Source organism: Spiroplasma endosymbiont of Lasioglossum malachurum (assembly GCF_964020065.1).
Classification (GTDB): Bacteria; Bacillota_I; Bacilli_A; order Mycoplasmatales; family VBWQ01; genus Spiroplasma_E.
Genome location: NZ_OZ026534.1, coordinates 972,381 through 999,159, shown reverse-complemented (window position 1 = coordinate 999,159; position 26,779 = coordinate 972,381). Strand labels below are relative to the sequence as shown.

Genomic DNA, 26,779 nt, shown 5'->3' with positions numbered 1-26,779 from the left:
TAAATTTAGCATTATGAAATTTTTATATGAAAATTTTTTGCAATTTTATTTACTTGCACTTACAAGTATAATTCAGCAATTGTATTAAATTAAGGTATGATTTTTTAATTTAATATTAAAATTTCTAAAAAGGAATGTTTAACTTAATTCTTCTATTTTAATATTACTATTAATATTTTTTTTGTTATCTATATTTTGCTTATTTTTATTATATAATAAAGAAATTCCTATTATTAAACCAATTAAATTTAATGTTAAAAATAATAATATGATGCCTAATGCATTATTACTATTACATAAACTTATACCTCAAATTAAAAACACTATTCAAATTACTAAACATATTCATATAATAAATGTAATTAAACCAATACTCATTACCTTGCACCTTTTTCTTTCTAAAAAATAATTAAACTAAATAAAATATAGTATTTTCTATTAGATTCTTATAATTTAATATTTTTTTTCTTTATACAAGTATTTACTCTATATAAATATAAGAAAAATGCATATTTTTATGCATTTTTCTTATATTTATTAAATCAACCCCCATCTATACCCTTTTCTTATGATCAATTTATTTCATTTGGTTTCATTGGTTTTTCATTATTCTTTACACTAATAATTTTACCATTTTTAACGTTAATAACAGTATTTGCAACATATTGGAAGTTAGGATTATGAGTAACCATAATAATTGATGTTTTATATTCTCGATTAACATCCAATAAAATTTCTAACACCTTACGCCCCATTTCCTCATCAAGTGCTCCTGTTGGCTCATCACAAAATAAAATTGTCGGATTTTTTGCTAGTGCTCTACCAATCGATACTCTTTGTTGTTGTCCACCTGATAATTGACTTGGAAACTTATTCATATGTTCATCCATTTCAATAACTTGAAAAATATCATCAATACTCATATTTTTATTTTTAGCAAGATTTTCACCAACTTCAGCATTTTCACGAGCAGTTAAGTTAGTTAATAAATTGTATTGTTGAAAAATAAAACCAACATTATCTCGTCTAAATTTAGTTAAATGACTATCTTTTAATAAAGATAAATTGTATCCGGCCACAAAAACATCACCAGTATTAGGTTTATCCAATCCCGAAATAATATTTAATAATGTTGTCTTACCACTTCCCGATGGTCCTAAGATAACAACAAAATCACCTAATTTAATTTTTAAATTAACTCCTTTTAATACTTCATATTCTAAGTCTCCAGTTAAGTAAGATTTTTTAACATCAAATAATTCAATAACATTAGTTTGAGTATCAGGAGTATTATTAGTCATTGATATAATTTTACCTGCTAAAATTTCTTTTGAATGAGTTTTTGTTAATTTTTTAATTGCTTTTTGATTATCTTTAAAAGCTTGTAATTTAGCTTTATTAGCTTCTATTTCTTCCTTTGATTCTGGTTTATCATGAGATTTATGAGTTACTGGTGGTATTGTACCTTCGGTTTTAGATACTGACTTCTTTGTAAAACTAGATTCTAACTTATTTTTAGTTACTTGTTCACTTGAATTTTTAGTGTTTTTTTATCATTTTTCATGTTTTTATTTCTTTCTGCTTTTAATCAATTTCATTTAAAGTTTTAATTGGATTAATCTTCTTCATGGCATATCAATCAATAATAAAGGTTGTTGCATAAATGCCAAAGACAATTAAACCAACCACAAGCGGTAATCATCAAACAAAGAATAATGGTAAAACCCATGTTGTATTAGCAGCTAAATAGTTAAGAATAAACTTAACAATTATTCATCCTACAGGAAAACCAATAACAAACATAACAGCAATCACTGGTAAATACATACCAATAACAATATTAGTTATTTTTGCATCACTATAACCAAGTGTTTTCATTGTTGCTATTGTTTTACGATTTTCATAAATTACTAAATTACTTGTTAATAAAATAATAAAGAACGAAATGATTAATGAAAAGATAATAAATGCAACCAATACTGTATCAACTAAAGCAGTAATTTGATTTAACAACTGATGATGGATATCTTGTGGCGTAATATTAACAGCACTACCTGCACCATAACCTTGATAAGTACCAGAACCATCAGAACCATCAGTACCACCATTTAAACCAAAAGCACTGTAATCTCCATACATTTGCGAAGTTGAAAATGAATTAGTTATATCTGATAATGATTGCGAGGTAATGTTTAGTAATCTGTGTAACTTACAAAAATAACTATGTTTAATTAATTCTAGTAAATATAATTAAATGATTAGAAAGAGTGAGTTACAGATAGCTAAAAAAGATAACTTTAATAATAATGATCCAATATCAAAAGCAGTAGATTTATTATTAGAAAATACTGAAGATTTAACAACAGTTTTTAAAGAAGGGGGTTTATATAAAGAATTAACAAAACGTTTAGTTGAAAAAATGTTGAATTCTGAGATGCAAAATTATTTAGGATATGAAAAAAATCAACATAGTAATAGTGACAATGCTCGTAATGGTATAAGTTCAAAAAAATTAATAACTCAACAAGGTAAAATTGAGATTGATGTACCACGAGATCGTAATAGTAATTTTACTCCTGTAATAGTGCCAAAAAGACAGAGAAGATTTGATGGTTTTGATCAACAAGTTCTTTCCTTATATGCAAAAGGTATGACATTATCAGATATTAGAATGCAGTTACAAGAGTTATATCATGGTGCTGATATTAGTGAAAGTGTTATTAGTCAAATTACTGATGATGTGATTGATGATGTCAAAGCATGACAAAATAGACCATTAGAAGGCATTTATCCCATTGTTTATTTTGATTGTATAGTAGTTAAAGTACGACAAGATAAACGCATTATTAACAAATCAGTTTATATAGCTTTAGGTATTGATTTAGAAGGTAAAAAAGATGTTTTAGGTTTATGAATTAGTGAAAATGAAGGCGCTAAATTTTGATTAGCAAATTTCACAGAAATGAAAAATCGTGGCTTAAATGATATTCTTATTGCTTGTAGTGACAACTTAACAGGCATGTCAGAAGCAATACAATCAGTTTATCCTAAAACTGAACATCAATTATGTATAGTTCATCAAATCAGAAATAGTTTAAAATATGTTTCATACAAACATCGAAAATCACTAGTTACAGATTTAAAGCCAATTTATAATACATGTAGTGAAGAACAAGCAATGCAAGCTTTAGAATCATTTGAAAGTAAATGAAATAAACACTATCCTCAAATTGCTAAATCTTGATATAAAAATTGAGATAATTTAATGATTTTTATTAGTTATCCTCCAGAAATCAAAAGAGTGATTTATACTACAAATTCTATTGAATCTGTTAATAGTCAACTACGAAAAGTCATCAGAAATAAAAAAGTTTTTCCAAATGATATGGCAGTTTTCAAAATATTTTACTTAGCAATTGAAAATATAACAAAAAAATGAACAATACCCATTCAAAATTGAAATACAGCAATTGCTCATTTTATGATAAAATTTGAAGACAGAATTAATCTGAACTAGTACTTTGCAAAACAAAGATACACAGATTACTAAAAAGCCTCGATTGCGAATTTGAAAATTTAAAATTAAAGATTGGATTTTCATTTTCAAATATTTGATTAAGTTTATAAATAATGGGATCATTTAATTGATTAAGAAAATTTTGATATTCATTAAATGATTTTAATTTACCAAAATCAACATCACAAGTTGTTTTTTTGTCTTCTCATTCTTTTTTAAATAATAAAAATAAATATTCTTTTGTTTTATTAAATGATAAAACTTTATCAGCATTAGTTTTACTAATATAAGCATTAGGTTGACCATAACCATTATATATACCAACTACTTTATACGTTGGTGTTTTAGAACTTATCTTATCATTATAAGAATTAACAACCTTACCAGCAGTAACTTCTTTTAACATATTTGTAGCATTAATACCCATATTATCATAAGCTCCATCCTTTAACTCATCAACTTGTGTATAACCAGTTTGTTGTTTTAATAATGTTACATTATTAACATTTTTACTATCACTAACAATGTTATCAATATTAATTTTTTCCAAATCAAAAGGTTTCAATTTATTATTATCTTTAAATTTCATAGTATTACCATTACTACTCATTTTAAATTCATCATTTATTTTTAAATTTAATTGTTTAGCAATTGTTTGATTAATAACAAGACTAATACTATCATCACTATTTTCTTGTTCTAAAAGTGGATTTAATGAAGAACCTCCAGCATCATATAATTGCATCATTGAAGGTTTGCCTAACTGTTGTTGATTTTGTAAATCATAAACTTTCATTAAATATTTGTTCTGTTTAAATAATTTTTCAGGAGTACCAATAAAGTAAGTTCCTAATTCATCAGTTTCTTTATCAAAAGGCACAACATTAAAAGCAACATTAAAAGGAGCATTGGGATCACTATAAGCTTTGGCAATATTTTGACGAATAAAATATGGGCTTTTAGTATAAGCACCTTGCACTACAGTTTGTCCCATTCTATTATAAAATAAAGCACCAAATCAAATTCCAACTTTATTAATTCAACTATCACGCTCTTTGTCACTAATTTCAGATGCATTATTATTCAATAATTGTGTTTCATTAGTTAAATATCACGGATATAATTTATCGCTAGTATCAAAACTTAAATTATCAATATGATTAATAAAAGTAGGACCCTTACTTGAGGCATTTTTGTAAGCAGGAATATTAGTATTTGCTCAATCTTTGAATTTTGTAATATCTAAATCATTAGGATTAGTACTAATCTTACCAGTCTTCGAAATCGTACCACTAATATTCATTGCCACTGTTGTTCGATAGTTTTGATAAAATTTTCTAATAATATTATAAGTATTCTCACTATAAAAACTGTTAATATTAGTATTTTTTAAAACTGTGTCATACATTGGTAATGCATTTGGTCAAGCCATTTGTACCATAATTCCAACAATCACAGAAGCATCTTTAATATCACTAGAATCTAATCCATTTAAAAAGTTTTTAGTAAGCATTTTACCATTTAAATACGTTAAACCAGTATATCCTAAATCACTAATAGCAGCACCGGGATTAGTTTCATCTGACATTGGAGCATATGCTTCAGCATTAATATTATTTTCTAATAATTCTTTAACAAAAGTATCATTTAATGGTCCAGAATTATCAAAACGTGGTGGATGTCAATATGTATCACCAGTAGTACTATCAACAGTAGAAGTATAAGTTCAATCATCTTTATTATTTGGATTATAAGTTTTATAAAAACTATATGGAGAATTATAAGTCGGAATGTCATATTCAACTAAGGAGTGATAATTCATACCAGTAAAAGAAAGTAATTTATTATCAGCCATAATTTTTGGACCAATAATAGATGTTGTCATTAAAGTTGTTCCTAAAAACATAGTTAATGCTGCTGCTGCCATTTTTCCAATTGATGATGTAAATAGTGATAAACGGAATCTTGTTAAAAATCCACGATTAATACTTTTTGTTTTAATAATTCGACTAAAGCGAGAATTAACAGTAGCTGATTCGTTTTTAATTAGCTGAATTATACTTGTAAGTGCAAGTAAATAAAATTGCAAAAAATTCTCATATAAAAATTTCATAATGCTAAATTTAGTTTAGAAAAAAGTAAGGAGTTTTTATATGAGTTATAAACATCTTGGCATAGATGAAAGGATTTATATTGAGAATCAATTGAAATTTAAATTTAAAATTAGTGAAATAGCTAAAAATCTTAATCGAAGTATTAGTACTATTATTCGAGAAATTAATAGAAATAAAGATAATAATCATTATTTTTCATTAATTGCACAAAATAAAGCTGAAAATCGAAAACAATCACATATTAGTTTTCATAAGTTTAAAAATAAGAATTTAGTAAAATATGTACAACAAAAATTACTATTAGGTTGATCACCTGAACAAATTTATGGCAGAATTAAAAATTTTCATAAAGAGTGAGTTATTAGTTTTAAAACAATTTATACTTGAATTTATTTTAGAATGCTTGATAAAGTTACTAGTAAAAATTTAAGAAGAAAAGGTAAAAAACAAAAATCTAAAGAAAATCGTGGCAAGTTTAATGGTAAATCAATTAAAGAACGAGATATAAATGTTAATGATCGTATAACACTTGGTCATTGAGAAGGAGATACTATAGTATCATCAAGAGGCAAAAGCAAATCATGTTTAATAACTTTAGTTGAAAGAGTATCACGATTTACTTTAGCAATATTAGTTAAAAACAGAACTACTAAAGTTATTAATAAAAATGTCAGTTATTATTTATCAATTCTTCCTAAAAACATTGTTAAAACTATTACTTTTGATCGTGGCAAAGAATTTTCAAATTGACAACAACTTGAAAAAAATTTAGATGTAAAAATTTATTTTGCCAATCCATATTCACCTTGACAAAGAGGTACTAATGAAAATACTAATGGTTTAATTAGAGAAAAATTTCCTAAAAAATTTATTTTTTCAAAAACTAATAAAAATGAAGTTCATAAATTTATATTGTCTTTAAATCAAAGACCGAGAAAAATATTAAATTATCTTTCACCAATCGAATATTTGGATAGAAAAATAATTTAGTTGCACTTACCTTTACAATTTAGCCTTAGCAATTGAAAATATAACAAAAAAATGAACAATGCCCATTCAAAATTGAAATACAGTAATTGCTCATTTTATGATAAAATTTGAAGACAGAATTAATCTGAACTAGTACTTTGTAAAACAAAGAAACACAGATTACTAAAAAGCCTCTGATTTGCTTTTACCTCGTGATGATACTATAGTATCTCCTTCTCAATGACCAAGTGTTATACGATCATTAACATTTATATCTCATTCTTTAATTGATTTACCATTAAACTTGCCACGATTTTCTTTAGATTTTCGTTTTTTACCTTTTCTTCTTAAATTTTTACTAGTAACTTTATCAAGCATTCCAAAATAAATTCAAGTATAAATTGTTTTAAAACTAATAACTCACTCTTTATGAAAATTTTTAATTCTGCCATAAATTTGTTCAGGTGATCAACCTAATAGTAATTTTTGTTGTACATATTTTACTAAATTCTTATTTTTAAACTTATGAAAACTAATATGTGATTGTTTTCGATTTTTAGCTTTATTTTGTGCAATTAATGAAAAATAATGATTATTATCTTTATTTCTATTAATTTCTCGAATAATAGTACTAATACTTCGATTAAGATTTTTAGCTATTTCACTAATTTTAAATTTAAATTTCAATTGATTCTCAATATAAATCCTTTCATCTATGCCAAGATGTTTATAACTCATATAAAAACTCCTTACTTTTTTCTAAACTAAATTTAGCATTATGAAATTTTTATATGAGAATTTTTTGCAATTTTATTTACTTGCACTTACAAGTATAATTCAGCAAAATAAAAAGTTTAATATTGTATAAAAATATTGATAATTTTTTAATTTACTAATATAATTGTTAAAGTAAAATAAAAAATAGGAGCTGACATGAATGCATTCAGTGAAAAAATCACCATCATCAGACAACAAAGAAAACGAAGAACGAACAAGTAGTGAACAAGAGTTTCAACGTCTTTTAAAAGGATTTAGTAAAAAGGCCCAAGAAACTAAAAGAGCAGAAAAAAGACATAAACATTTTCTTTCTGCGCGTGATGAAAAACGCGAAAAACAAAGCGCTGCTGCTAAAAAGAAAAAACATCGTAAGTAATAAAAAGGAAAAAATGGTAATCACTGTTAATTATTATTGGCGGTGATTTTTTATATGAAATATCCTTTTGTTTAACAAGAAACAGAAAATGATTGTGGTTTGACATGTCTTGCTATGATATATAGGTTTTATTTTAAGAAGAAGTTATTAATTAATGACATAAAAAAAGATATATTTTTAACAAAATTGGGAATTAATCTTTTAGAATTAAAACAATTGGCTAGTAATTATAATTTATTATTAAAAACTTATAATATTAATTTTGATAAATTAAAATCACTAATAATTGTTAAACCATTAATTATTCAAATATATAATGCAAATGTCGGATTTCATTTTTTAGTTATTTACAAAAAGAAAAAAAATAAATGACTGGTGGCAAATCCAGAAGATATTGAACTTAGTTGAAAAAATATTGAAGATTTTACAAAAATTTTTACGAATGTTGTTATTTCAACTAATATAATAAATAAATTTTTTATTAGTAATAAAAAAAAGATGAATAAAATTAAAAATTTTTCACCATTTTTGATTCCAAATTATTTATATTATTCATTAATTATTATAATTAATAATTTATTTTTAGTTACTACCTTTTTTATAGCACAAGTATTTTATAAGTATTTTATTAATCAAATTATTTTAAATAATAGTTTACAGTTAGCAATGATTTTATTATTAAGTTTCTTTTTTATTAATTTAATGAAAATTTTAATTGAATATATTTTAAATAAAATATGTCAAAAATTTTATTTTTATTTGCTGAATTATACTTGTAAGTGCAAGTATAATTCAGCATTACAAAAGAAAAATTAATAAATTTTCAAAAATTAGGATTTAATGATCTCTTGGGCAGTTTAGGTTTAACAACATTTTATTATTGTCAAGAATATGGGGCTAATCTTAGTCAAGGTCAAAAACAAATAATTATTTTCTTAAGTTTATTTTTTTATGATTGAAAAGTAATTTTATTAGATGAAATTTTGAGTAACATCAATAATGATTTAAAAATAAAGTTAATAACTTTATTATTGAATCATTATAAAAAAATAATTATTATTTATGCAGGTCATGATTTAACACTAGTAAAATTATTTAAAAATGTAATTGATTTAAATAATTATAAAAGTATAGATGGTAATGAATAATGATTTTTTTTAGAAAAAGTACTTATTTATTAGAAAGTAGTTCAATTTTTCTTTTTTTAAGACTCTTATTAGGTTTAAAAATTATTAATATTCCTCATGTTTATGCTGTTAATGGTCAAACTATTTTTATAAGTGAGACAAGATATGAAAATAAGGGACACTTTGCTTATTTATTAGATTTTAAAAGAGAAGAATATTTAAAGTTTAATAGTTTTAATCAAATTACTATTTTTTTCTCTATTAATAAATGTTATTTAACAATTTTTTTTCCAAAATGAAATGATAATAATCAACTTTTAATTGAAGAAAACATTAATTCTAATACATATTTAAATCAAATGGTATTAATAATTATTGGTAAAGAAAGTTTGTTAACATTTATTTGAAATAATATTACAACATAAATGTAAATATTGATATAATTTAATCAAAAAGAAGTTAGGTAGATAAATGCCAGCAAAAATTAATATTGTAAATATTTACAATGATCATAACTATGACATTAAAAATTTTAATATTTTATCAGAAAATATTTTAAATGCAGTAGCTATTAAGTTAAAACAGAAAATTACATGGTGTATTGCTGTTATTTTTAATGACGAACAGACTAGTATTGAATTAAATAAAATGTATCGTCATAAAGATTATGTTCCTGATGTTTTATCATTTGGAAATAATGATGATGATTTTCCAAATATTAATATTGATATTAGAGATTTAGGCGATGTTTATATTTGTTATTCAAAGGCAGTAGCGCAAGCACAAGAATATGGTCATAGTTTAATTAGAGAATTATCATTTCTTTTTATTCATGGATTACTTCATACATTAGGATATGATCATCAAAATAGCGTAGAAGAAAAGGTTATGTTTGATTTACAAGATGAAATTTTAAATATTCTTGGTATTACTAGAAAATAAGGAGTGGTATAATGGAACAAGATATAGATTTATTAGTATTATTGAAAAAAGCAAAAGTAATACAAAAAAATGCTTATGCGCCTTATTCTTTATTTAGAGTTGCTGCAATAGTAATTTTGAAAAATAGTAAAGAAGTGTTAGGAGTAAATGTTGAAAATGCTGCATACTCAGTAGGTATTTGTGCTGAAAGAGCAGCTTTGTCACAAGTTATTGCTCAAGGTTATAAAAAAGAAGATATTATTAGTCTATTTTTAATTACTGATAGTGAAACGGTTGGTTCTCCTTGCGGTATGTGTCGTCAATTTATGATTGAAATTATGCCAGAAACATGCCCTGTTTATATTAGTAATAAAAATGAAAATAATGATACTAAAACAATTTGTAAAATATTAGTAAAAGACTTATTACCTTTAGCGTTTAAACCAAGTTCATTGAAAGGGAATTAATTTATGACTAATAATTTTAAATCAGGTTTTGTTAGTTTTATTGGTAGAAGTAATGTTGGAAAATCAACTTTATTAAATACCATTCTTCAAGAAAAAAAGGCAATTGTGTCTAATAAACCACAAACAACCAGAAATCAAATTCAAGGTATTTATAATAGTGATGATATGCAAATCATATTTTTTGATACTCCCGGCATTCATAAACATAATAACCAACTTGGACGAATGATGAATCGCGATGCTAACCGTGCCACTAAAGAAACTAACATTATTTGTTTATTAGCGCCATGTAATGAATACATTGGAAATAGCGATAAACATATTATTAAATTATTATCAGAAAGGGTAAATACAACTATTCTACTTTTATTAACTAAGGTTGATTTAGTAACAAAAGAAAAATTAATGGATAAAATTAATGAGTGAAAAGATTTATTACCATTTAAAGAAATAATTCCAATTTCTGCTATAAAAGAAATGAACTTAGATATATTATTGAAAAAACTATATGAGTATTTACCAATTGGTGAAAAGAATTATTTAATTGAAAATAACGATGATGTTTCAGATAATACTTTAATTAAGGAAATTATTCGTGAAAAAATTTTAAATTTAACAGAAGAAGAAATTCCTTATAGTGTAGCAGTATTAATTGAAAGTATTAATTATAATCCAAATACTAATATTACTGATATTAATGCTGTTATTGTTGTTGAACGCGACTCACAAAAAGGAATTATTATTGGTAAAGGAGGTAGTATGATTAAAGAAATTGGAATAAGAGTTAGAACAGATTTAGAAAGTATTTTTGATTCTCATATTATATTAAAAACTTTTGTAAAAGTAATACCTGATTGAAGAAATAATCCTAGAAAATTAAAAGAGTTAGGTTATAGTTAAAATATGTTTAATATTGATACTGGTTTTATTTTAAACATTAACTACATTAAATCAATAAATAATCTTACCATTTTAACATCAAATTATGGTGTTAAAATAGTTTCTTTACCAAAAATAAAAATCAATTTAAATAAATATAGTCTTTTAGATTGTTGAATTTTTATTTTTAATCAAAATTATGATTGTTCAAACTTATGTATAACATATAAAAAAATAAAAAGTTTTAATAGTTTTATAAATGAAAAAAGTTATCAATTGATTAAAAGTTTTAACAAGATAATTATTAATTATTTAGAAAAAATTAGTATTAATAATAAAAATATCTTTTCTTTTTTATTTAATTTATATGAACAGTTAATGATAAATAGTAACTTTAAGAAAGTTTATGTTTTTTTCTTATTTCATAGTTTAATATTTCAAGGAATTCAGTTTAACTTTACTAATTGGGCGGTTGTCAAAGTTACGAAATAATTTATTATCATATTAGTAACTTATTTCCAAAAATGAATTATTTGAAAAATAATGAAAATTAGAGAAAATTACTCTCTTTTCTTAAAACATTAAATTTATATTTTATATTCGACGTATTTAAAAAAAAATAAAATATACATTTTGTAAGTTAAATTAAAATTATCAACAAGGAAAAAGACAAGAAATAATCTTGTCTTTTTTTGTAATTGTAAAATTTTAAAATTTTTAATAACCGTCTTTAGCACTATTATCAACACGTGTTAGGGAACTAAAAAAGTGAACTACAACACAGTTGTTAAAAATAGTAGCTAGCATGTGGACTTGCATGGATAAATAAAAAGTGGAGTGATACCTAATAAAATATACTAACCATTAATGGTAATTCTTGGGGTGGGAGCGAATTGGAAACTAGTATATATAGACCTGTTGTAGGGACCCATTGTATTAATTCTATTCTTTATTTAACCAACCTTGCCACTCCCCAGTGAGCAAGTGTTGGTTTTATTTTTTATTTTTTTTGAAAAATTTTTTTGGGCGAGAAAATAAATTTCAAACTTGTAAAAAAAATTGAGCGGGGCCGGTTCAATTAAAATATTAATTTGTTTAACACAAATTAAATAAATATTGAATCGAATGCCTCAATGTTTTTTAAAATTTCACAATTTATTTTTGAGCCCAGTTTTCATGGAATGAATAAAACGAATAGTAGTAGTATTAATAATCTAAACATCAAAATATATGTTCTTTATGCTAGAAGCAACAGAACATATTAGGAAAGGATTATTATGCAAATAGAATTTAAAAAAGAACAAATTGTTAAAGATAAACCACAATCTATTCTTATTGATTATGTTGAATATAAATTATCACTTCCAAAATGAATGATTAAAAATAATTCTTTTATTGTTGATAACAGTTACACATATTGAGTTTTTAATTTAGAAAATATTAAAAGAGAATTAAGTGGTAATGAATTAATAAAATTATTAGAACCATATATTAAAGACCAAAAAATAACTGTTAATAAACCAATTACTCCAAAAGAATATTATCTTAATGATATAAAACTTGAACCATTAACATTTTATGAACAGCATAATAGTTGATTTATGGGTGAAATAACTGATAACAAAACTAAAATTACTAATCCTTGTTTTAAATATAACATTACGTGAGAAGAAAAGAGAAAAGGTTTTAAAATAAATAATCCATATAAACATGATGATTTAGCAATTAATTATATAGTTACTTCTTATAAGGAAATTTCAAATCATAATGAAAAAGTATTTTTGTTGAACATGTAAACAAAATAAATTAGATTATTTATTCTTTAATACTAATGATATAAAAACAAGAAAATATTTTTTAAGAGATAAAAATAGTAAAGCAATTTGTTATGACTGTATTTTAAATATTAAGTTAATTAGGAGGTATAAATATGGATAAAGAATATTTAACTAAAAGAGAAACGATTTGCATACCAGACAGTGATGATATTGAATTTAAAATAGGGCTAATTAAACTGATTGATGATTTAAAAAAAGATAATTTAGTTTGTGGTCATAAAGAATTTATTGAAGAATGTAAATATTGTTGATGTAATTGTGATTTAGAAATTATTAAAACGGTTATTAGAGGTTAACTTAATTAATGCAATATGACTTAATTATTGGAATTGACCCTGCTGGAATTGGTAATAATGGAATGGTTATATATTCAAGTGAAACTAATAATATTGTTTTTAATGAAACATTTAATACATTAACTGTTTTATGAACTAAAAATATGTATAAAGAAAAATTGCAATTAATTAAAGAAAAATTTATTGATAAAAAAATATTAGTTATTGTAGAAAATTTCTTTTTAAGTTCAAAACAATTATTAACTAATCCATTATCAACACCTAAAATTATTGGTGCATTAATGGTATTAGTTCAAGATGTTTTTAACTGAGATTATTTCGAAAATCACCCAAAAAATAAAAATAAAATAACAGATTATAAAGGAAATATAAAATTAACAAAACATGAACAAGATGCTTATAAGCATATTCAATATTATTTAAAAAATCATAAGAAAATATTGATTTTTGATAATTATTTAAGGAATTCTAAAAATGAAAGATAAAGAAAATTATGTCAAATTAAAAGTAAAACTGAGTAACACTATTGAAGCAAAATATTACGAAAAAGGTAATAAGGAATTATATTATAGTGTTCGTGGTCAATGAAATGGATTAAATTATGTTACTTTAATTTTTAATAACCCAAAACTTTATAGACGCTGTATTTTATTAAACAAAAATGATGAAATTTTAGTAACTGGTCAAATCTTTAACACTTTAAACATTCCTAAAAATCGTGCATTTTGTTCAATCAATGTTAAATGATTTAAAAAATGAAAAGAGTAAAAAATGATATTATGAAAAATTTTATTGATAATACCAATATTAATAACATCTATAACACTAATAATAATTTTAATATTTATTATTAAAGAATTAAAAAATGAATATAAAGTATTAAAAATATTAAGTGAAATTGCTAATCAAATTAAAAATAAGGAGAAAAAATAATGATTAAACAAAAATTAATTGATTATATTGAAGAGGAATGAAATATTAATGTACATCATTGTAATTGTTGTGATTATTCTTATGAAAATGATAAACCAGAAAGAATTATGAAATTACTTGAATTAATAAGAAATGGAGAATTTGATAATGAGTAATAATAAAAATGAATTAAAAATTCCTAATTTTATTAAAAGTAATAAAGAATAATAAATGTGGTTATGGTAGATTTTATGCACATAAATGTAATAACTTTTGTAAACAAAAACAAAATAAAAGAGTTAGAAAAGAAAAGTTAAATTATGAATAAAGAAAAATTAATTATTTCTATGAAAGAAAGAATAGATTTATTAAATAATTCATTAATAGAATATTCATCCAAACTTTATGAGTTAGAAAACTGAATTATAAGACTTGAAAGAGGTGAATTTGACTAATGATAATATTACCTACTTTGTTTGAAAATAAAGATGAAATTGAAATATTATCACCATTTCCAAAAGCAATTCATACAAGTAATGATATTAGAGCAATTATTTTAAAACAATACCCAAATGTTAAATCCAAACACATAATTGTTTCTGACCCAGAAAGTAATGTTGCATTAATAGTTGGTGATAATGATGTTTATCAAGGTTGAATTAAAGTAACAATTAAAAAATTAGAAAATTAAAGGAGATTAAATATGACTAAACGCGAATTTTTAATTAAATGAAATGTAGATGAAAAATTATTTTTTATTGATAATGTTGAATTTTTACATTCAGATACACATATAATTTTTAATTGAAATGATGATTATTGAAGCATTGATTATCATTCAAAAGAGATGAAAAAATTTATAGAACTATTAAATGATTTAAAACAAATTAAAGGAGAATAAAATGTCAAGTATAGAAAATCAATCAAATTATACTTTAACTAAATTAATTAGAACTGGAATAAGTCCAATTTGTGCAATGATTGGTACAAGTGCTTATTATGGTCAAGTAATTGCAAATCCAGTATTAGGTTCAATTAATAGTTTATTATTTGGTAAAAATTAGGTTTAGATATATGAAATTTAAATCAAAGACCAAATACTAAAACTAAATTAATTAATAGTTCTAAAAAAATTATTTTAGGTTTAGGAACAATTGGATTAGCAAATTATAGTAAATGAACTGAAAACAATATTAATCCTATTATTCCAACAACACCAATTCCAATAACTACTACAACTACAACAGAAGGTCCACCATGATTACTATTAAACAAGCAAGAAAATCAGTCATTAATGGATTGAGATACATATATTAGTTTAAATGCTTATGGTATATCAAATCTTATTAGTGGATTAACTGAGTTAATACCTAATAAATTTGAAACAATAAGAAAAATTTGTAATATGGCTACTGGTGGTTGTTTAATTTCAAGTGGTGTTGCTATGGGTATAAATAATGATTTTATGAATGCTTATGCAGTACCTACCATAGTTGCTGGTGCAAGTGAAATAATCCATAATTTATTACCTATTGAAACTATACATCATAATCAAGAAATGTAAGAAACACCATTTACAAATGAAGCTACAAGATTAATTAATGATAATAGATTTACTATTAATAGTGAAACTGCAAGTGTCAATATTATGGTAGTGATAATATGAGCGAAGTGCCATTAAATCATGATAATGCTTCATTAAATTGAGATTATAATCACATGAGTTTATAAAGGAGGTGAATAATTTATGAATAAAGAAAAATTAATTAAATATTATAATAATGAAATTCAGACATATAAAGAGAGAATGGAACAGTTAAATAAAGAAATGGCCTTATTAGTAAGCATTATAAGTAATTCAAAATCGATGATTGAAAGAATTAATGGTGGTCAATTTGATGAATAATTAAAAATTAAAAATAAATAGTTGAAAGGAAAATATTCAAATGAAAGAATTTTTACATGAATTAATAATTATTGGAACAAGTGTTGGAACATTAATTTGTAGAGAAATTATTGTTTTATTAAAAAGATTTATCACAACTCCAAAACATGTTAGAGCAAATAACAAAATTATTAAACATCAAAAAAAAATAGCAAAGTTAAATGAAAAAATTAATAAAGGAGAAAAATAATATGACAAAAATTGAATTTAATGAAAAATATAGAAAACAAGATATCAGTATTGATAGAGATTTTGATTTACATATTGATAATTGTTTTAAATTTTCTGATATTGATACATTAGAAAATGCAGTTAATGATTATAAAAAATTAATAAGCGAAATGCCACAATTAGTTAAAGATTGATTATTAGGATAAGATTAGGAGAATGTTAAATGTTAGAAAATGAAAATAATGTTCAACAAACAACTGAACCTTTAACTGAAAATAATGCTTCTTCACAAGAAATAGAAAATAAAGTTAATGAAGCAGAAAATAAATTAAATAAACTTAATCAAGAAATTAAAGAAAAAGAAATGATTAATATATTTAAAAAATATCAAGTTAAAACTGAATTTTATGATTTTTTAAAATTTAAAACAAGTAATATAGAAAATTCAAAAATAGAAGAAACAATTAAAAAAATGATTAAAGAGCAACCAGTATTTAAACAAACAATTAATACAGGTGGTAATAAACAAATAATTATTAATAATAAAACAAATGATAAAGAAAATTTTTTAATTAATTATAAAAAGAAAAATTATTTATAAACGAAAGGAAGAAATAAAATGTCAGTACCATTTAATCAAAATTTAGACAATACAGAGAGATTAGTAGAAGCACCAGAATTTATAGAGTTTTTTAAAATTTCAAATAGTCCATGGGCAAACTTTTTTCCTACTGAAATTGTTGACTCAGTAAATATTGAGTTTATTGTTAAAAAACCAAAAAAACCGGAAGTAAAAATTATTGCTTGGGATGATAAAAGTAAAAGATATGAATTACCATATGTTGATACAGATAAAATTAGTAAAAAAATAACTAAAAAATATCTTGCAGGAGAAATTATTGCAGATGTAGATTTAAAAGCAAATAATGGACAAAATTTATTAGATAGTATGCAATATGAAGTTGCAAATGATTTAGCAGATAAATTGGCAATTGATGATACACAAGCAATTGCAAAATTTGCTACTAAAATTGATATTGAAGATACAACACCAGTAGGCTATTTAAAATCAATGTTATCTGCTTGAAATACTTTGTTTCAATTTAGAAATATTGCAAATAGTAAATTTTTTATTACTAATGGTCTTTATGATAGTTTAGTTTATTTAGCAGATAATAAAGGTTTAATTACCGATAATCAGTTGGCACAACAATTACGTTTAAATGGAAATAATTTATATGTAAAAGGTGTATTATGTGAAATTGTTCTTGATGACTATATGATTTTTACTAATGATAAAAATGAACAACAATTAATGACCTTTATTTTAGCAACACCAAGAGCAATGAAAAGATACATGATAGAAAATACAGTTATTTATGTAGATTTTATTAAAGATGATAAAGCAGGAAGAGCATATAAAGTTGCTGGTGAAGTTGTTGGAGAAGCAATACCATATATTTCTAATAATGAAACAACATCAAGATGAATGTTATGTGGAGTTATTAAAACAGAAAAAACTGATTTAAAAACTAAAATTACAAGTTTAACAATTGATATTACTGCAAATGTTAATAACAATAATAGTGAATTAAATACACAAATAAAAAGTACTAATGAACTTAAATCATTAAATCCAAATTTAACAAATCCAACTATTAAATATTTTAGTGATGCACAAGGAAAAACTAATGTAAGTAATCAAAAACAAAAAGCGGGTGACTTATACATAGTTATTTCTTCAAATGTTAATGATTTAAATTATAAAGGTTCAATAAATCCAATTAAAATAACTCTTAAATAAAGGAAATTAATATCATGCCAATTGGTACAACTAGTACAGTAATACTTTTAAACATAAATAAACCAAAACATACTAGAACAAGTAACCAACAAGAAAATAAAAGTTTTTGATGAGAAATTTTAGAAATGATTGGTGTACAAGTTATAGCAGTAGCACTTGCTCCTTTTACTGGTGGATTAAGTGAAAGTGTAGCCCTTGGATTAGGTGCAAGTGATTTAGTTGCTAGTATTAGTGCTGTTGGTGTAGAATTTTTAACTGATTTTACTATTAATCAAGTTTATGATTATTTAAAAGGAAATGTAACAAAATTAAATACTTTTTTTAATATATTACCTGCATTTGCTGGACTGAATAAAATTAGTCGTGGTTATCGTACAAATAAATTTATTAAGTTAGCACAAAAAACTAAAACATTAGAACAAGTTGGTATTAAAGAAGCCAAAAATTTACAAGAAGTTATTAGTCAAGTAAGTGGAAAAGAAATTTTAACAGATAAAATTATTGGTAATAAACGTTATTTAATGAATTATAGTTTTACTCCTAATCGTGAAACAGTATTACGAGATTTAGATTATGTTGCTGAAAGACAATATAAAAATAATTTTCAAAAATTAGAAGCACAAGAATTAAAAGATTATTTATTATTACAAAATACATTAATAAAATTAAGTCCACAATTAACTCCAAAATTTAAAATCAAAGATATTGAAAAAACAAATAACTTTTTAAAAAAATATAATACTGATTTAAAAAAAGTACTATCTATGAACCAACATGATTGATTAAATTTAGTTCATACAATACATTCAGAAAATAGATATGGAAAAACTTTAATTTTAGATTTACAAAAAATTCGTGCTAATTCTATTAAATTTAATTTTAAAAATAATGTTATTCATCAACTTGTTTTAAAAGCAAATCAAAGTTTTAAATATTTTGATATTAGATTTTATTTAAAAAAAGGTTTAAATAAATTTTGAAAAGATACACCATATTTTGAAAAAATAAGAGAAAGTATATATAAATTACAAGAAAAATTTGAAAAGTTAGAAAAACAAGCATTTGAAAAAATTAATAAATTAAAAGAAAAAGCAACTGATTTATTTACTAGTGCAGAAAAAAGAGCAATTAAACATGCACAATTAATTCCATTAAATTCACCAGTATTTATGGGTTGTAAAATTCAACCTTTGTCATTAGATAAATGTGCAATTACTATTTATCATCGCAATACTAAATATAAACCAATTACAGTTGTTGATAGTATTCTTAAAGCAGAAACTTTTGTTACTCAAATACATCCATTCCATTGATATCGTTGATATAGTGGTTGATACATTGGTTATGGTGTTAATCATAATAAATGATTAAAAGCAATAGCATTTGCTCCACCAGTGGTTCAACAAGTAATTAGAGATAGTTTTAAAGTATATAGAGAAATATTTAGAATAGTAAGAACTTATCATAAAGTAGTAAATGTTATTAATAATCCTATTGAAAATGTAAATAAATCATTTAAAAGTGTTGGTTTAAAATTTTCAGTTAATACTTTATTTGGTACAGGATTATTACATCATTTAGAAAAATTTGCATATAGTCAAGTTATAGCAAAAAGTAAGAAAAAAATAAGAAAAAACAAAAATAAAATACAAAAAGAAATTGAACATATAACACATAGAAAAACAAAAAAACATACTCATCATTATAAACAAGCATTTTTTAAGGAATGATAAATTATGATTAATAAACTTTGAACTGGTGTCAGTCTTGAAAATTATAATAACTGATATCCATTAACTGGAAAAATTACAGAAACTCCACAGCAATACATACAAACATGACCTAATGTTAATGATTGATTTAAAACTTTTGCTATTCGTGCTCAAAATGATATTAATGCTTATCTTGATTTTATTTTATCTAAATTTCCCTTTGATAGTTTTAAAGATGAATTAATTAAAGAAACATTAAGAGATATGGTTTATGTTATGGTTGAACATTGAGTATTTAATCGTACACCAATTGAATTTAATGTTGATGCTACTATTCAATTTAATAATGGTAGTCAATTTAGTGCAAATAGTACTCCTACGATTAATGTTTGAGATTTAGCACCTAGTAGAATGAAAATATGAGCAAGATTAACTGAATTAAAACAAATATTTTCAAGTTATAATGATGATGAAATAGATGTTGAAAAAATTGACTTAAAAGCATTTTATACTAGAAATCAAGTTGATCAATTAATTGAACAACAAAAAGAATTTACATTATTAAAACAAATTAAATTATATGATGATTTAGTTGATGATAATGAAAATGAAATATATAGAGGTCCTGTTAGTAAATTTATTAATAAAGGTTATGTTGCAACAGATTACGATAAAGAAACTGAAACAATGATTTTAGATTGACCTGATGAAATTGGAACATTACCACCAGAAGCATTACAAAATAATCCACAAATTGGTGATTATACACATGCTCCAACTTGTGATTTTTCTGCTAAACAACAAAAAAATATTACAGCTTTAACTAATACTAAACAAAATAAATTAAGTACTGGTCATGGCATTAATATTACAGAAGATAATGTAATATCTGTAAGTTCTTATTTAGTAACACCACAAGATTTTTTAAATAATCCACAATGAGAAGAACAAAAATCAATGATTTTAACAAGAAATACATATTATCAAATTTTTTGGTCACCTAATATGTCAAACAGTCAAGGACATAAAGGAGTATTTTTCTTTTATGGTGCAGTACCAACAGCCCATAATGTAGCTATTGATTCAGCAGGTTATTATTCAAATTCTACTAATGAAATTAAAGCTCATTTAAGTGTCCAACCCGAAAATGATGAATTAATACTATCATATTTTGATGGTAATTCTTGAATAGTAACTAATCTAGATGGAAATAAACTAGGAACTAAAATATATAAGCCTAAGACAAATAATAAAATTTATAGAATTAAAAGTAATACATTAGATATTACTTCACCAAGTGTAATTAATATAAATAAACCTATAAAAATTAATTCAAAAAGTTTAGAAACTAATGAAATAGAAGAAAATAATTGAGATATTGAATTAAAAGATATTCCTCCAACACCAAGTCCAAGTAGTTCAAATTGAAAAGATGTAGGAACAAGAGAGAAAAATAAATGAGATAATTGACAAATTACTTATGATTTTCAAGAAAATAAACATTATAGAGTTTATTATTCTTGAAGTATATATAATCCAGTTTATACTATTCAAGAATTTATTATAACTGATAAAAAAATTGCTGGTGTACAAATACAAACCTTTAATGATAGTACTAATATAGTAATTTTATCAGTTCAACATGCAAAATGGATTACTATTTATACTGGAAAAGGTAATTTAAAAGGTAATGTATGAAAATTAGAAGAATTACAGGAATAATATTATGTTTTTTAAAATTATAAAAATTATTTTAGGTTTAATAGGAGTAATTTTATCATCTGCAACAGCAGGTTTAATTATATTTATCATTGTAAAAATCATATTAAAAATTAATCAAATATTTTAAGAAAGGTGGTGAATATTATGTTAGGTAAATTTTTTAGAAAAGATAAAAGTAATATTAGTGATAATCAAAATGAAAAAGTAAAATTTTTAAATAATAAAAATAAAAGTACTCATGCTTCAATTTTAAATTATTTTGGTTTTAATGATTTTAATCATGAAACTTATTTCACTGATTTTATAGCTGAAAATAATGCTAATTTATATAATGCTCCATTAGATATTAATAATGAAACTATTAAACAATATTTAATTAAACAAGAGTTTTATAGAAAAAATTGAAATTCTATTTTTAAATTAAGCAAATTAGGAATTAGTGGTTATTTAATTTATATTGCTAATGATGATTTATATTTTCAAGTAGTAGATATACAACAAAGAGTTTATGATATTACTGGCAAATTAATTCAATGTACTATTTTTTATGATAGTTATCAACAAAATGTACAAACTGTAAGATTATTTGAAATTTATACATTAAATAATGAACAAGTAACTATTAATCGTGCAATTTATAGTATTAGTGATAATAAAAAACAATTTCCATTAGATTTTAAATCATATATTAATAACCCTAATTTAGAACAAGAACAAACATTAAATATTAATTATATACCAATATCAATTATGCGAAATAAAGCAAATGAGTTAGCAGATTGTAATAAAGTAATGGATAAGATTAAAGCATTAGATGTTATTTATGAACAAATTGTTTTAGATACCATTTTAAATTCACCTAAATTTATATTTAGTCAAACTTATGGTAATGTTCAATCTTTAATTGAAGATGCAGTAAGAACATTAGTTACTAAAAACTACATATTTAAAAGTGGTGGAGATAATAATGAACAAAACGAAAATATCAATATGACAAATAGTAATTTTAAAGGTAAAAATTTAACTGATATATATGATTGAAATGTTAATGAAATATTTAAACGTTGTGGTATTCATATACCAAGTCAAAAGAAATCTGCACAACAATCAGTACCTGAAAGTACAGCAGTAAATATTTCAACTATTAATTATATTGAACAAAAATTATGACAATTTAATATTGATATTCTTAAATTTATTCAAATATTAGTAAGTATAGATAAAGATTTATTAAATAGTAAAACATTTAATATTAATGATGAACAAGAAATTAATAATTTAACAGTTAAATTAAAATTATTTAATCCAGAAAATAACCAATTAATAGGAGATAACAATGGAAGACAACAACAAACCACAAACAAAGTTTCCACAGAAACAGAAGCAAACTAAACTTAATCAAGCAGAAGTAGAAAATGATTATTTAATTGATAATATTCCTTATGATTTTACTAATATGATGGGTGCTACTAGTGACCCAGATATTAATAGAGCATACGATGAATTTAAAAAAAGAACAATTTATATTTATGAAATTGAACGTTTATTTAAAAATAATGAAAATAATAGTTTAAGATTTTCAGCAAATACTATTAAAATTGGTTTTATTGATATTGATAAAGTATTAAAAACTATTGCTGTTGAAACATCAGACTTTACTATGCAATTAAATCAAAGAGCTAGCACAAATATTAATGATAATACAATTGAATATAGTATGACTGATATTAAAAATTTAATTTTTCAAGAAATAAATTTATTAAATCAATTTAAATTATATGCAGTTAGTATAAATGAACCATTAATTGAAAATAATATTGATAATTTATATATCATTAATAATTATTCACAACCTTATCAAAATCCAAAAACAAGAAGTACTAAAAGTATTACTATTATTAAAATTAAAGATTTTAAAACAAGAGATGGTTATCCAATTATTATTAAATTACAAAAACCATTAGATAAAGATACAAAAGTTATTGGTTTAAAAATTAAAGCACCTAGAAGCATGATTTTCGGCAATATAAAGGTACTTGGTGAAGTTGACAATATGGAAGTATACCCAAAGTTATTTATCAAGGATAAGATAGCATTTCCGCTGTTATCAATGCCTATTGAAACTCAACCAAAAGTTAGAATATTACAACAATGATTTAGTGAACAAATATTACCTTGAAACTTAGCAAAACAATTTATAGGAGAAGAAAAATCGGTTTTAGATTTAATTGCTATTGGTGGTGGTAAAGAAACAAGAAAAGAAATAATTAAAAATGCAAGAGTTACACACGCTTGATTAGGATATGAATTTAGTAATGTTTTAGGTGGTAAATGACCACTAAAAAGTCAAAAAGAATTAAAAGATAAAGAAGTTTGAGATTTTGTAGGTGAAAGTCAATTTTATCAATATGTTGCAACTAATAATAGATTTGATGATATTGAAATTGAAATAAAAGATGCACCAACTAATGATAGTTTACAGAAACTATTATTAGATATGTTAAGTTATACATATAACTACAATATAAATTTTGAAGGTGCTACATATGAAGATAAAAATGGTAAACCAAAAAATGATATTGCAAAATTACGTGTAAAATTTGAGGGACAAAAGCCCGAAGATGTTATTACTAATTTATTTAAACAATGAAAATTAGATTACCCAAACTATATTAATTTAAAACAAGTAAAAATTTTCAAACAAATATTTATCATGTTATCAGAATATATTTATTCAATGTTATCAATTAATAAAGGTTTAAATGATGATAATAAAATATTGTTACCTTATTATTTCGAACTAAAATCAAGTCCAATACATCCTAATGAAAATAAAATTTGGGAATATAAAGATGCAAAAGTTATATTAAAATCTGAATATTTTGATTTTACTGATATTAATAACATTAAGTTAAAAAATAATGATATTAGTCAAAATGAATTATTTAAATTAGATGATAATCAATTTAATTGATTATCTATAACTAATGAATTAGAAAGTAATAATATTCCTTCATTAATTCCAGCAGATTGAACATTAGGTAATGGTGAATATGGTAAGTATTTTACAAGAACAATTATGGATAAAAGTAAAATTGAAAATGCTTTAAATTTATATGGTTCTAATAAATCACAATTATTTTCTAAATTTGAATTTTATAAAGAAATTTCGCAAATTGATAATATTAATGAATTTGAATTACAGACTGAAAATCCGATTAATAATTTAAATCGGATTGAAATCAGTGGAATATTTGGTGCTGGTAATTATGATTTAATTTTAATTACTAATAAACAAGAAATAGAATTAAATAATATTAATTTATTTGATAAATATAATGAAAATATTTCTTATATAAATCTAGAAATTTAATTATCAAAATAGGTAATGTTTAGTAATCTGTGTAACTTACAAAAATAACTATGTTTAATTAATTCTAGTAAATATAATTAAATGATTAGAAAGAGTGAGTTACAGATGGCTAAAAAAGATAACTTTAATAATAATGATCCAATATCAAAAGCAGTAGATTTATTATTAGAAAATACTGAAGATTTAACAACAGTTTTTAAAGAAGGGGGTTTATATAAAGAATTAACAAAACGTTTAGTTGAAAAAATGTTGAATTCTGAGATGCAAAATTATTTAGGATATGAAAAAAATCAACATAGTAATAGTGACAATGCTCGTAATGGTATAAGTTCAAAAAAATTAATAACTCAACAAGGTAAAATTGAGATTGATGTACCACGAGATCGTAATAGTAATTTTACTCCTGTAATAGTGCCAAAAAGACAGAGAAGATTTGATGGTTTTGATCAACAAGTTCTTTCCTTATATGCAAAAGGTATGACATTATCAGATATTAGAATGCAGTTACAAGAGTTATATCATGGTGCTGATATTAGTGAAAGTGTTATTAGTCAAATTACTGATGATGTGATTGATGATGTCAAAGCATGACAAAATAGACCATTAGAAGGCATTTATCCCATTGTTTATTTTGATTGTATAGTAGTTAAAGTACGACAAGATAAACGCATTATTAACAAATCAGTTTATATAGCTTTAGGTGTTGATTTAGAAGGTAAAAAAGATGTTTTAGTTTTATGAATTAGTGAAAATGAAGGCACTAAATTTTGATTAGCAAATTTCACAGAAATGAAAAATCGTGGCTTAAATGATATTCTTATTGCTTGTAGTGACAACTTAACAGGCATGTCAGAAGCAATACAATCAGTTTATCCTAAAACTGAACATCAATTATGTATAGTTCATCAAATCAGAAATAGTTTAAAATATGTTTCATACAAACATCGAAAATCACTAGTTACAGATTTAAAGCCAATTTATAATGCATGTAGTGAAGAACAAGCAATGCAAGCTTTAGAATCATTTGAAAGTAAATGAAATAAACACTATCCTCAAATTGCTAAATCTTGATATAAAAATTGAGATAATTTAATGATTTTTATTAGTTATCCTCCAGAAATCAAAAGAGTGATTTATACTACAAATTCTATTGAATCTGTTAATAGTCAATTACGAAAAGTCATCAGAAATAAAAAAGTTTTTCCAAATGATATGGCAGTTTTTAAAATATTTTATTTAGCAATTGAAAATATAACAAAAAAATGAACAATGCCCATTCAAAATTGAAATACAGCAATTGCTCATTTTATGATAAAATTTGAAGACAGAATTAATCTGAACTAGTACTTTTGCAAAACAAAGATACACAGATTACTAAAAAGCCTCTCAAAATATCCATTAGGATAAATACCGTCCCATTTTATATCAGTACTATCTATTGGCTTAATTCCAAAATATAAATTTATTTTATGTTGATCATTTATTTTTTCTGACCATATTGTTGTTCCACCCCCCCAGTAGACTGTATAGTCATGTCCTAAATATGATTTATAATTATAAGTTTTATAGTATGACATTATACTTAATAATAATGCTGTTATAACTGCAGTTCATAATATTATTTTTTTATAATTTGTTTTAATTCATTTTTTTAAATTATTTATTTCTTTTCTTTTTTCTTCTTTTTTATTTTCTACGTTTTTTATTATTTCTTTGCTATCTTGCATTTTAATTCTCCTTTTTTCCTTGATTTTACTTTTAAATTGTACTATTTTTGATTATTTTTACAAGTATGCTTTTAAACGCAAAATAACGCTTAAATTAAAGGCGTTTATTTTATGATACCTATACTATTAATT

Annotated in this window: 32 protein-coding genes and 1 pseudogene; 28 read left to right on the top strand and 5 right to left on the bottom strand. The window is 23.2% G+C overall.

Annotated features, from left to right (window positions below):
* Nucleotides 1–566: 566 nt before the first annotated feature.
* Together AACK95_RS05535 and AACK95_RS05530 are read right to left on the bottom strand one after the other, a co-directional pair.
* Nucleotides 567–1,409, bottom strand: a complete 843-nt coding sequence (locus AACK95_RS05535) for an ABC transporter ATP-binding protein (RefSeq protein WP_422397166.1) — start codon at nt 1,407–1,409, stop codon at nt 567–569.
* A 175-nt stretch (nt 1,410–1,584) separates the two neighbouring features.
* A complete protein-coding gene (locus AACK95_RS05530) occupies nt 1,585–2,139 on the bottom strand; it encodes an FtsX-like permease family protein (protein WP_338979843.1) in 555 nt (184 codons plus the stop codon).
* A gap of 139 nt (nt 2,140–2,278) precedes the next feature.
* Here AACK95_RS05530 and AACK95_RS05525 point away from each other — a divergent pair, with 139 nt between their 5' ends.
* On the top strand, nt 2,279–3,517 hold the full coding sequence (locus AACK95_RS05525) for an IS256 family transposase (protein WP_422397170.1): 1,239 nt from the start codon (nt 2,279–2,281) through the stop codon (nt 3,515–3,517).
* Here the strand turns inward: AACK95_RS05525 and AACK95_RS05520 are convergent.
* Entirely contained in the window at nt 3,504–5,630 is a 2,127-nt protein-coding gene (locus AACK95_RS05520) for a hypothetical protein (RefSeq protein WP_338979840.1), read from the bottom strand. The two genes, AACK95_RS05525 and AACK95_RS05520, sit on opposite strands and share 14 nt — an antisense overlap.
* A gap of 40 nt (nt 5,631–5,670) precedes the next feature.
* On the opposite strand from AACK95_RS05520, the gene AACK95_RS05515 reads away from it, so the two are divergent.
* Complete coding sequence (locus tag AACK95_RS05515; protein WP_338979838.1) at nt 5,671–6,621, top strand: IS30 family transposase; 951 nt, start codon at nt 5,671–5,673, stop codon at nt 6,619–6,621.
* A 162-nt stretch (nt 6,622–6,783) separates the two neighbouring features.
* Here AACK95_RS05515 and AACK95_RS05510 read toward each other — a convergent pair whose 3' ends face one another.
* Nucleotides 6,784–7,338: an IS30 family transposase gene (locus AACK95_RS05510; protein ID WP_338979836.1), complete on the bottom strand. Its 555-nt coding sequence runs from the start codon at nt 7,336–7,338 to the stop codon at nt 6,784–6,786.
* A 199-nt stretch (nt 7,339–7,537) separates the two neighbouring features.
* Here AACK95_RS05510 and AACK95_RS05505 point away from each other — a divergent pair, with 199 nt between their 5' ends.
* The 26 genes and pseudogenes from AACK95_RS05505 to AACK95_RS05380 all read left to right on the top strand — a co-directional run bounded on the left by AACK95_RS05505 (nt 7,538) and on the right by AACK95_RS05380 (nt 26,264).
* Entirely contained in the window at nt 7,538–7,753 is a 216-nt protein-coding gene (locus AACK95_RS05505) for a hypothetical protein (RefSeq protein WP_174480618.1), read from the top strand.
* 87 nt (nt 7,754–7,840) lie between these two features.
* Nucleotides 7,841–8,569: pseudogene (locus AACK95_RS05500) on the top strand (cysteine peptidase family C39 domain-containing protein); the annotation flags it as partial.
* Nucleotides 8,570–8,601: 32 nt separating this feature from the next.
* Complete coding sequence (locus AACK95_RS05495) at nt 8,602–8,901, top strand: hypothetical protein (protein ID WP_338979834.1); 300 nt, start codon at nt 8,602–8,604, stop codon at nt 8,899–8,901.
* Complete coding sequence (locus AACK95_RS05490; RefSeq protein WP_338979833.1) at nt 8,901–9,305, top strand: hypothetical protein; 405 nt, start codon at nt 8,901–8,903, stop codon at nt 9,303–9,305. Before AACK95_RS05495 ends, AACK95_RS05490 begins: the two co-directional genes overlap by 1 nt.
* A 46-nt stretch (nt 9,306–9,351) precedes the next feature.
* Complete coding sequence (gene ybeY, locus AACK95_RS05485) at nt 9,352–9,822, top strand: rRNA maturation RNase YbeY (RefSeq protein ID WP_174480613.1); 471 nt, start codon at nt 9,352–9,354, stop codon at nt 9,820–9,822.
* Nucleotides 9,823–9,833: 11 nt separating this feature from the next.
* Nucleotides 9,834–10,268: a cytidine deaminase gene (gene cdd, locus AACK95_RS05480; RefSeq protein WP_338957389.1), complete on the top strand. Its 435-nt coding sequence runs from the start codon at nt 9,834–9,836 to the stop codon at nt 10,266–10,268.
* A gap of 3 nt (nt 10,269–10,271) precedes the next feature.
* Nucleotides 10,272–11,168: a GTPase Era gene (gene era / locus AACK95_RS05475; protein WP_338979831.1), complete on the top strand. Its 897-nt coding sequence runs from the start codon at nt 10,272–10,274 to the stop codon at nt 11,166–11,168.
* A 1,256-nt stretch (nt 11,169–12,424) separates the two neighbouring features.
* Nucleotides 12,425–12,943 (top strand): hypothetical protein, encoded by a 519-nt coding sequence (locus AACK95_RS05470; protein WP_338979829.1) that lies wholly within the window; start codon nt 12,425–12,427, stop codon nt 12,941–12,943.
* 134 nt (nt 12,944–13,077) lie between these two features.
* Nucleotides 13,078–13,281 (top strand): hypothetical protein, encoded by a 204-nt coding sequence (locus AACK95_RS05465; protein WP_338956796.1) that lies wholly within the window; start codon nt 13,078–13,080, stop codon nt 13,279–13,281.
* An 8-nt stretch (nt 13,282–13,289) separates the two neighbouring features.
* On the top strand, nt 13,290–13,766 hold the full coding sequence (locus AACK95_RS05460; RefSeq protein ID WP_338979827.1) for a hypothetical protein: 477 nt from the start codon (nt 13,290–13,292) through the stop codon (nt 13,764–13,766).
* Nucleotides 13,756–14,049 carry a hypothetical protein gene (locus AACK95_RS05455; RefSeq protein ID WP_338956800.1) on the top strand — a complete coding sequence of 98 codons (294 nt, stop codon included), beginning with the start codon at nt 13,756–13,758 and terminating at the stop codon, nt 14,047–14,049. Before AACK95_RS05460 ends, AACK95_RS05455 begins: the two co-directional genes overlap by 11 nt.
* 164 nt (nt 14,050–14,213) lie before the next feature.
* Nucleotides 14,214–14,369 (top strand): hypothetical protein, encoded by a 156-nt coding sequence (locus tag AACK95_RS05450; protein WP_338979825.1) that lies wholly within the window; start codon nt 14,214–14,216, stop codon nt 14,367–14,369.
* 278 nt (nt 14,370–14,647) lie between these two features.
* Nucleotides 14,648–14,884, top strand: coding sequence for a hypothetical protein (locus AACK95_RS05445; RefSeq protein WP_338960722.1), 237 nt, complete (start codon nt 14,648–14,650; stop codon nt 14,882–14,884).
* A gap of 12 nt (nt 14,885–14,896) precedes the next feature.
* Nucleotides 14,897–15,094, top strand: a complete 198-nt coding sequence (locus AACK95_RS05440; RefSeq protein ID WP_338979823.1) for a hypothetical protein — start codon at nt 14,897–14,899, stop codon at nt 15,092–15,094.
* A gap of 1 nt (nt 15,095) precedes the next feature.
* A complete protein-coding gene (locus tag AACK95_RS05435) occupies nt 15,096–15,257 on the top strand; it encodes a hypothetical protein (protein ID WP_338979822.1) in 162 nt (53 codons plus the stop codon).
* Nucleotides 15,258–15,487: 230 nt separating this feature from the next.
* On the top strand, nt 15,488–15,757 hold the full coding sequence (locus tag AACK95_RS05430; protein WP_338979821.1) for a hypothetical protein: 270 nt from the start codon (nt 15,488–15,490) through the stop codon (nt 15,755–15,757).
* 183 nt (nt 15,758–15,940) lie between these two features.
* Nucleotides 15,941–16,099 carry a hypothetical protein gene (locus AACK95_RS05425; RefSeq protein ID WP_338979819.1) on the top strand — a complete coding sequence of 53 codons (159 nt, stop codon included), beginning with the start codon at nt 15,941–15,943 and terminating at the stop codon, nt 16,097–16,099.
* A 40-nt stretch (nt 16,100–16,139) separates the two neighbouring features.
* Nucleotides 16,140–16,328 carry a hypothetical protein gene (locus tag AACK95_RS05420; protein WP_338979818.1) on the top strand — a complete coding sequence of 63 codons (189 nt, stop codon included), beginning with the start codon at nt 16,140–16,142 and terminating at the stop codon, nt 16,326–16,328.
* Between the two features lies 1 nt (nt 16,329).
* Nucleotides 16,330–16,515 (top strand): hypothetical protein, encoded by a 186-nt coding sequence (locus AACK95_RS05415; RefSeq protein WP_281748210.1) that lies wholly within the window; start codon nt 16,330–16,332, stop codon nt 16,513–16,515.
* Nucleotides 16,516–16,532: 17 nt separating this feature from the next.
* Nucleotides 16,533–16,910 (top strand): hypothetical protein, encoded by a 378-nt coding sequence (locus tag AACK95_RS05410; RefSeq protein WP_338979817.1) that lies wholly within the window; start codon nt 16,533–16,535, stop codon nt 16,908–16,910.
* 18 nt (nt 16,911–16,928) lie between these two features.
* Nucleotides 16,929–18,113: a hypothetical protein gene (locus tag AACK95_RS05405; RefSeq protein WP_338979816.1), complete on the top strand. Its 1,185-nt coding sequence runs from the start codon at nt 16,929–16,931 to the stop codon at nt 18,111–18,113.
* 14 nt (nt 18,114–18,127) lie between these two features.
* Entirely contained in the window at nt 18,128–19,846 is a 1,719-nt protein-coding gene (locus tag AACK95_RS05400; protein WP_338979815.1) for a hypothetical protein, read from the top strand.
* Nucleotides 19,847–19,849: 3 nt separating this feature from the next.
* The gene (locus AACK95_RS05395; protein WP_338979813.1) at nt 19,850–21,547 is read left to right on the top strand and encodes a hypothetical protein; all 1,698 of its coding nucleotides are present in this window, start codon (nt 19,850–19,852) and stop codon (nt 21,545–21,547) included.
* Nucleotides 21,548–21,691: 144 nt separating this feature from the next.
* On the top strand, nt 21,692–22,939 hold the full coding sequence (locus AACK95_RS05390; protein ID WP_338979812.1) for a hypothetical protein: 1,248 nt from the start codon (nt 21,692–21,694) through the stop codon (nt 22,937–22,939).
* Nucleotides 22,884–24,920 (top strand): hypothetical protein, encoded by a 2,037-nt coding sequence (locus AACK95_RS05385; protein ID WP_338979810.1) that lies wholly within the window; start codon nt 22,884–22,886, stop codon nt 24,918–24,920. Before AACK95_RS05390 ends, AACK95_RS05385 begins: the two co-directional genes overlap by 56 nt.
* Nucleotides 24,921–25,025: 105 nt before the next feature.
* A complete protein-coding gene (locus AACK95_RS05380; protein ID WP_338981052.1) occupies nt 25,026–26,264 on the top strand; it encodes an IS256 family transposase in 1,239 nt (412 codons plus the stop codon).
* Here AACK95_RS05380 and AACK95_RS05375 read toward each other — a convergent pair.
* Nucleotides 26,261–26,647, bottom strand: coding sequence for a hypothetical protein (locus AACK95_RS05375; RefSeq protein WP_338979808.1), 387 nt, complete (start codon nt 26,645–26,647; stop codon nt 26,261–26,263). The genes AACK95_RS05380 and AACK95_RS05375 overlap by 4 nt on opposite strands.
* Nucleotides 26,648–26,779: the final 132 nt, after the last annotated feature.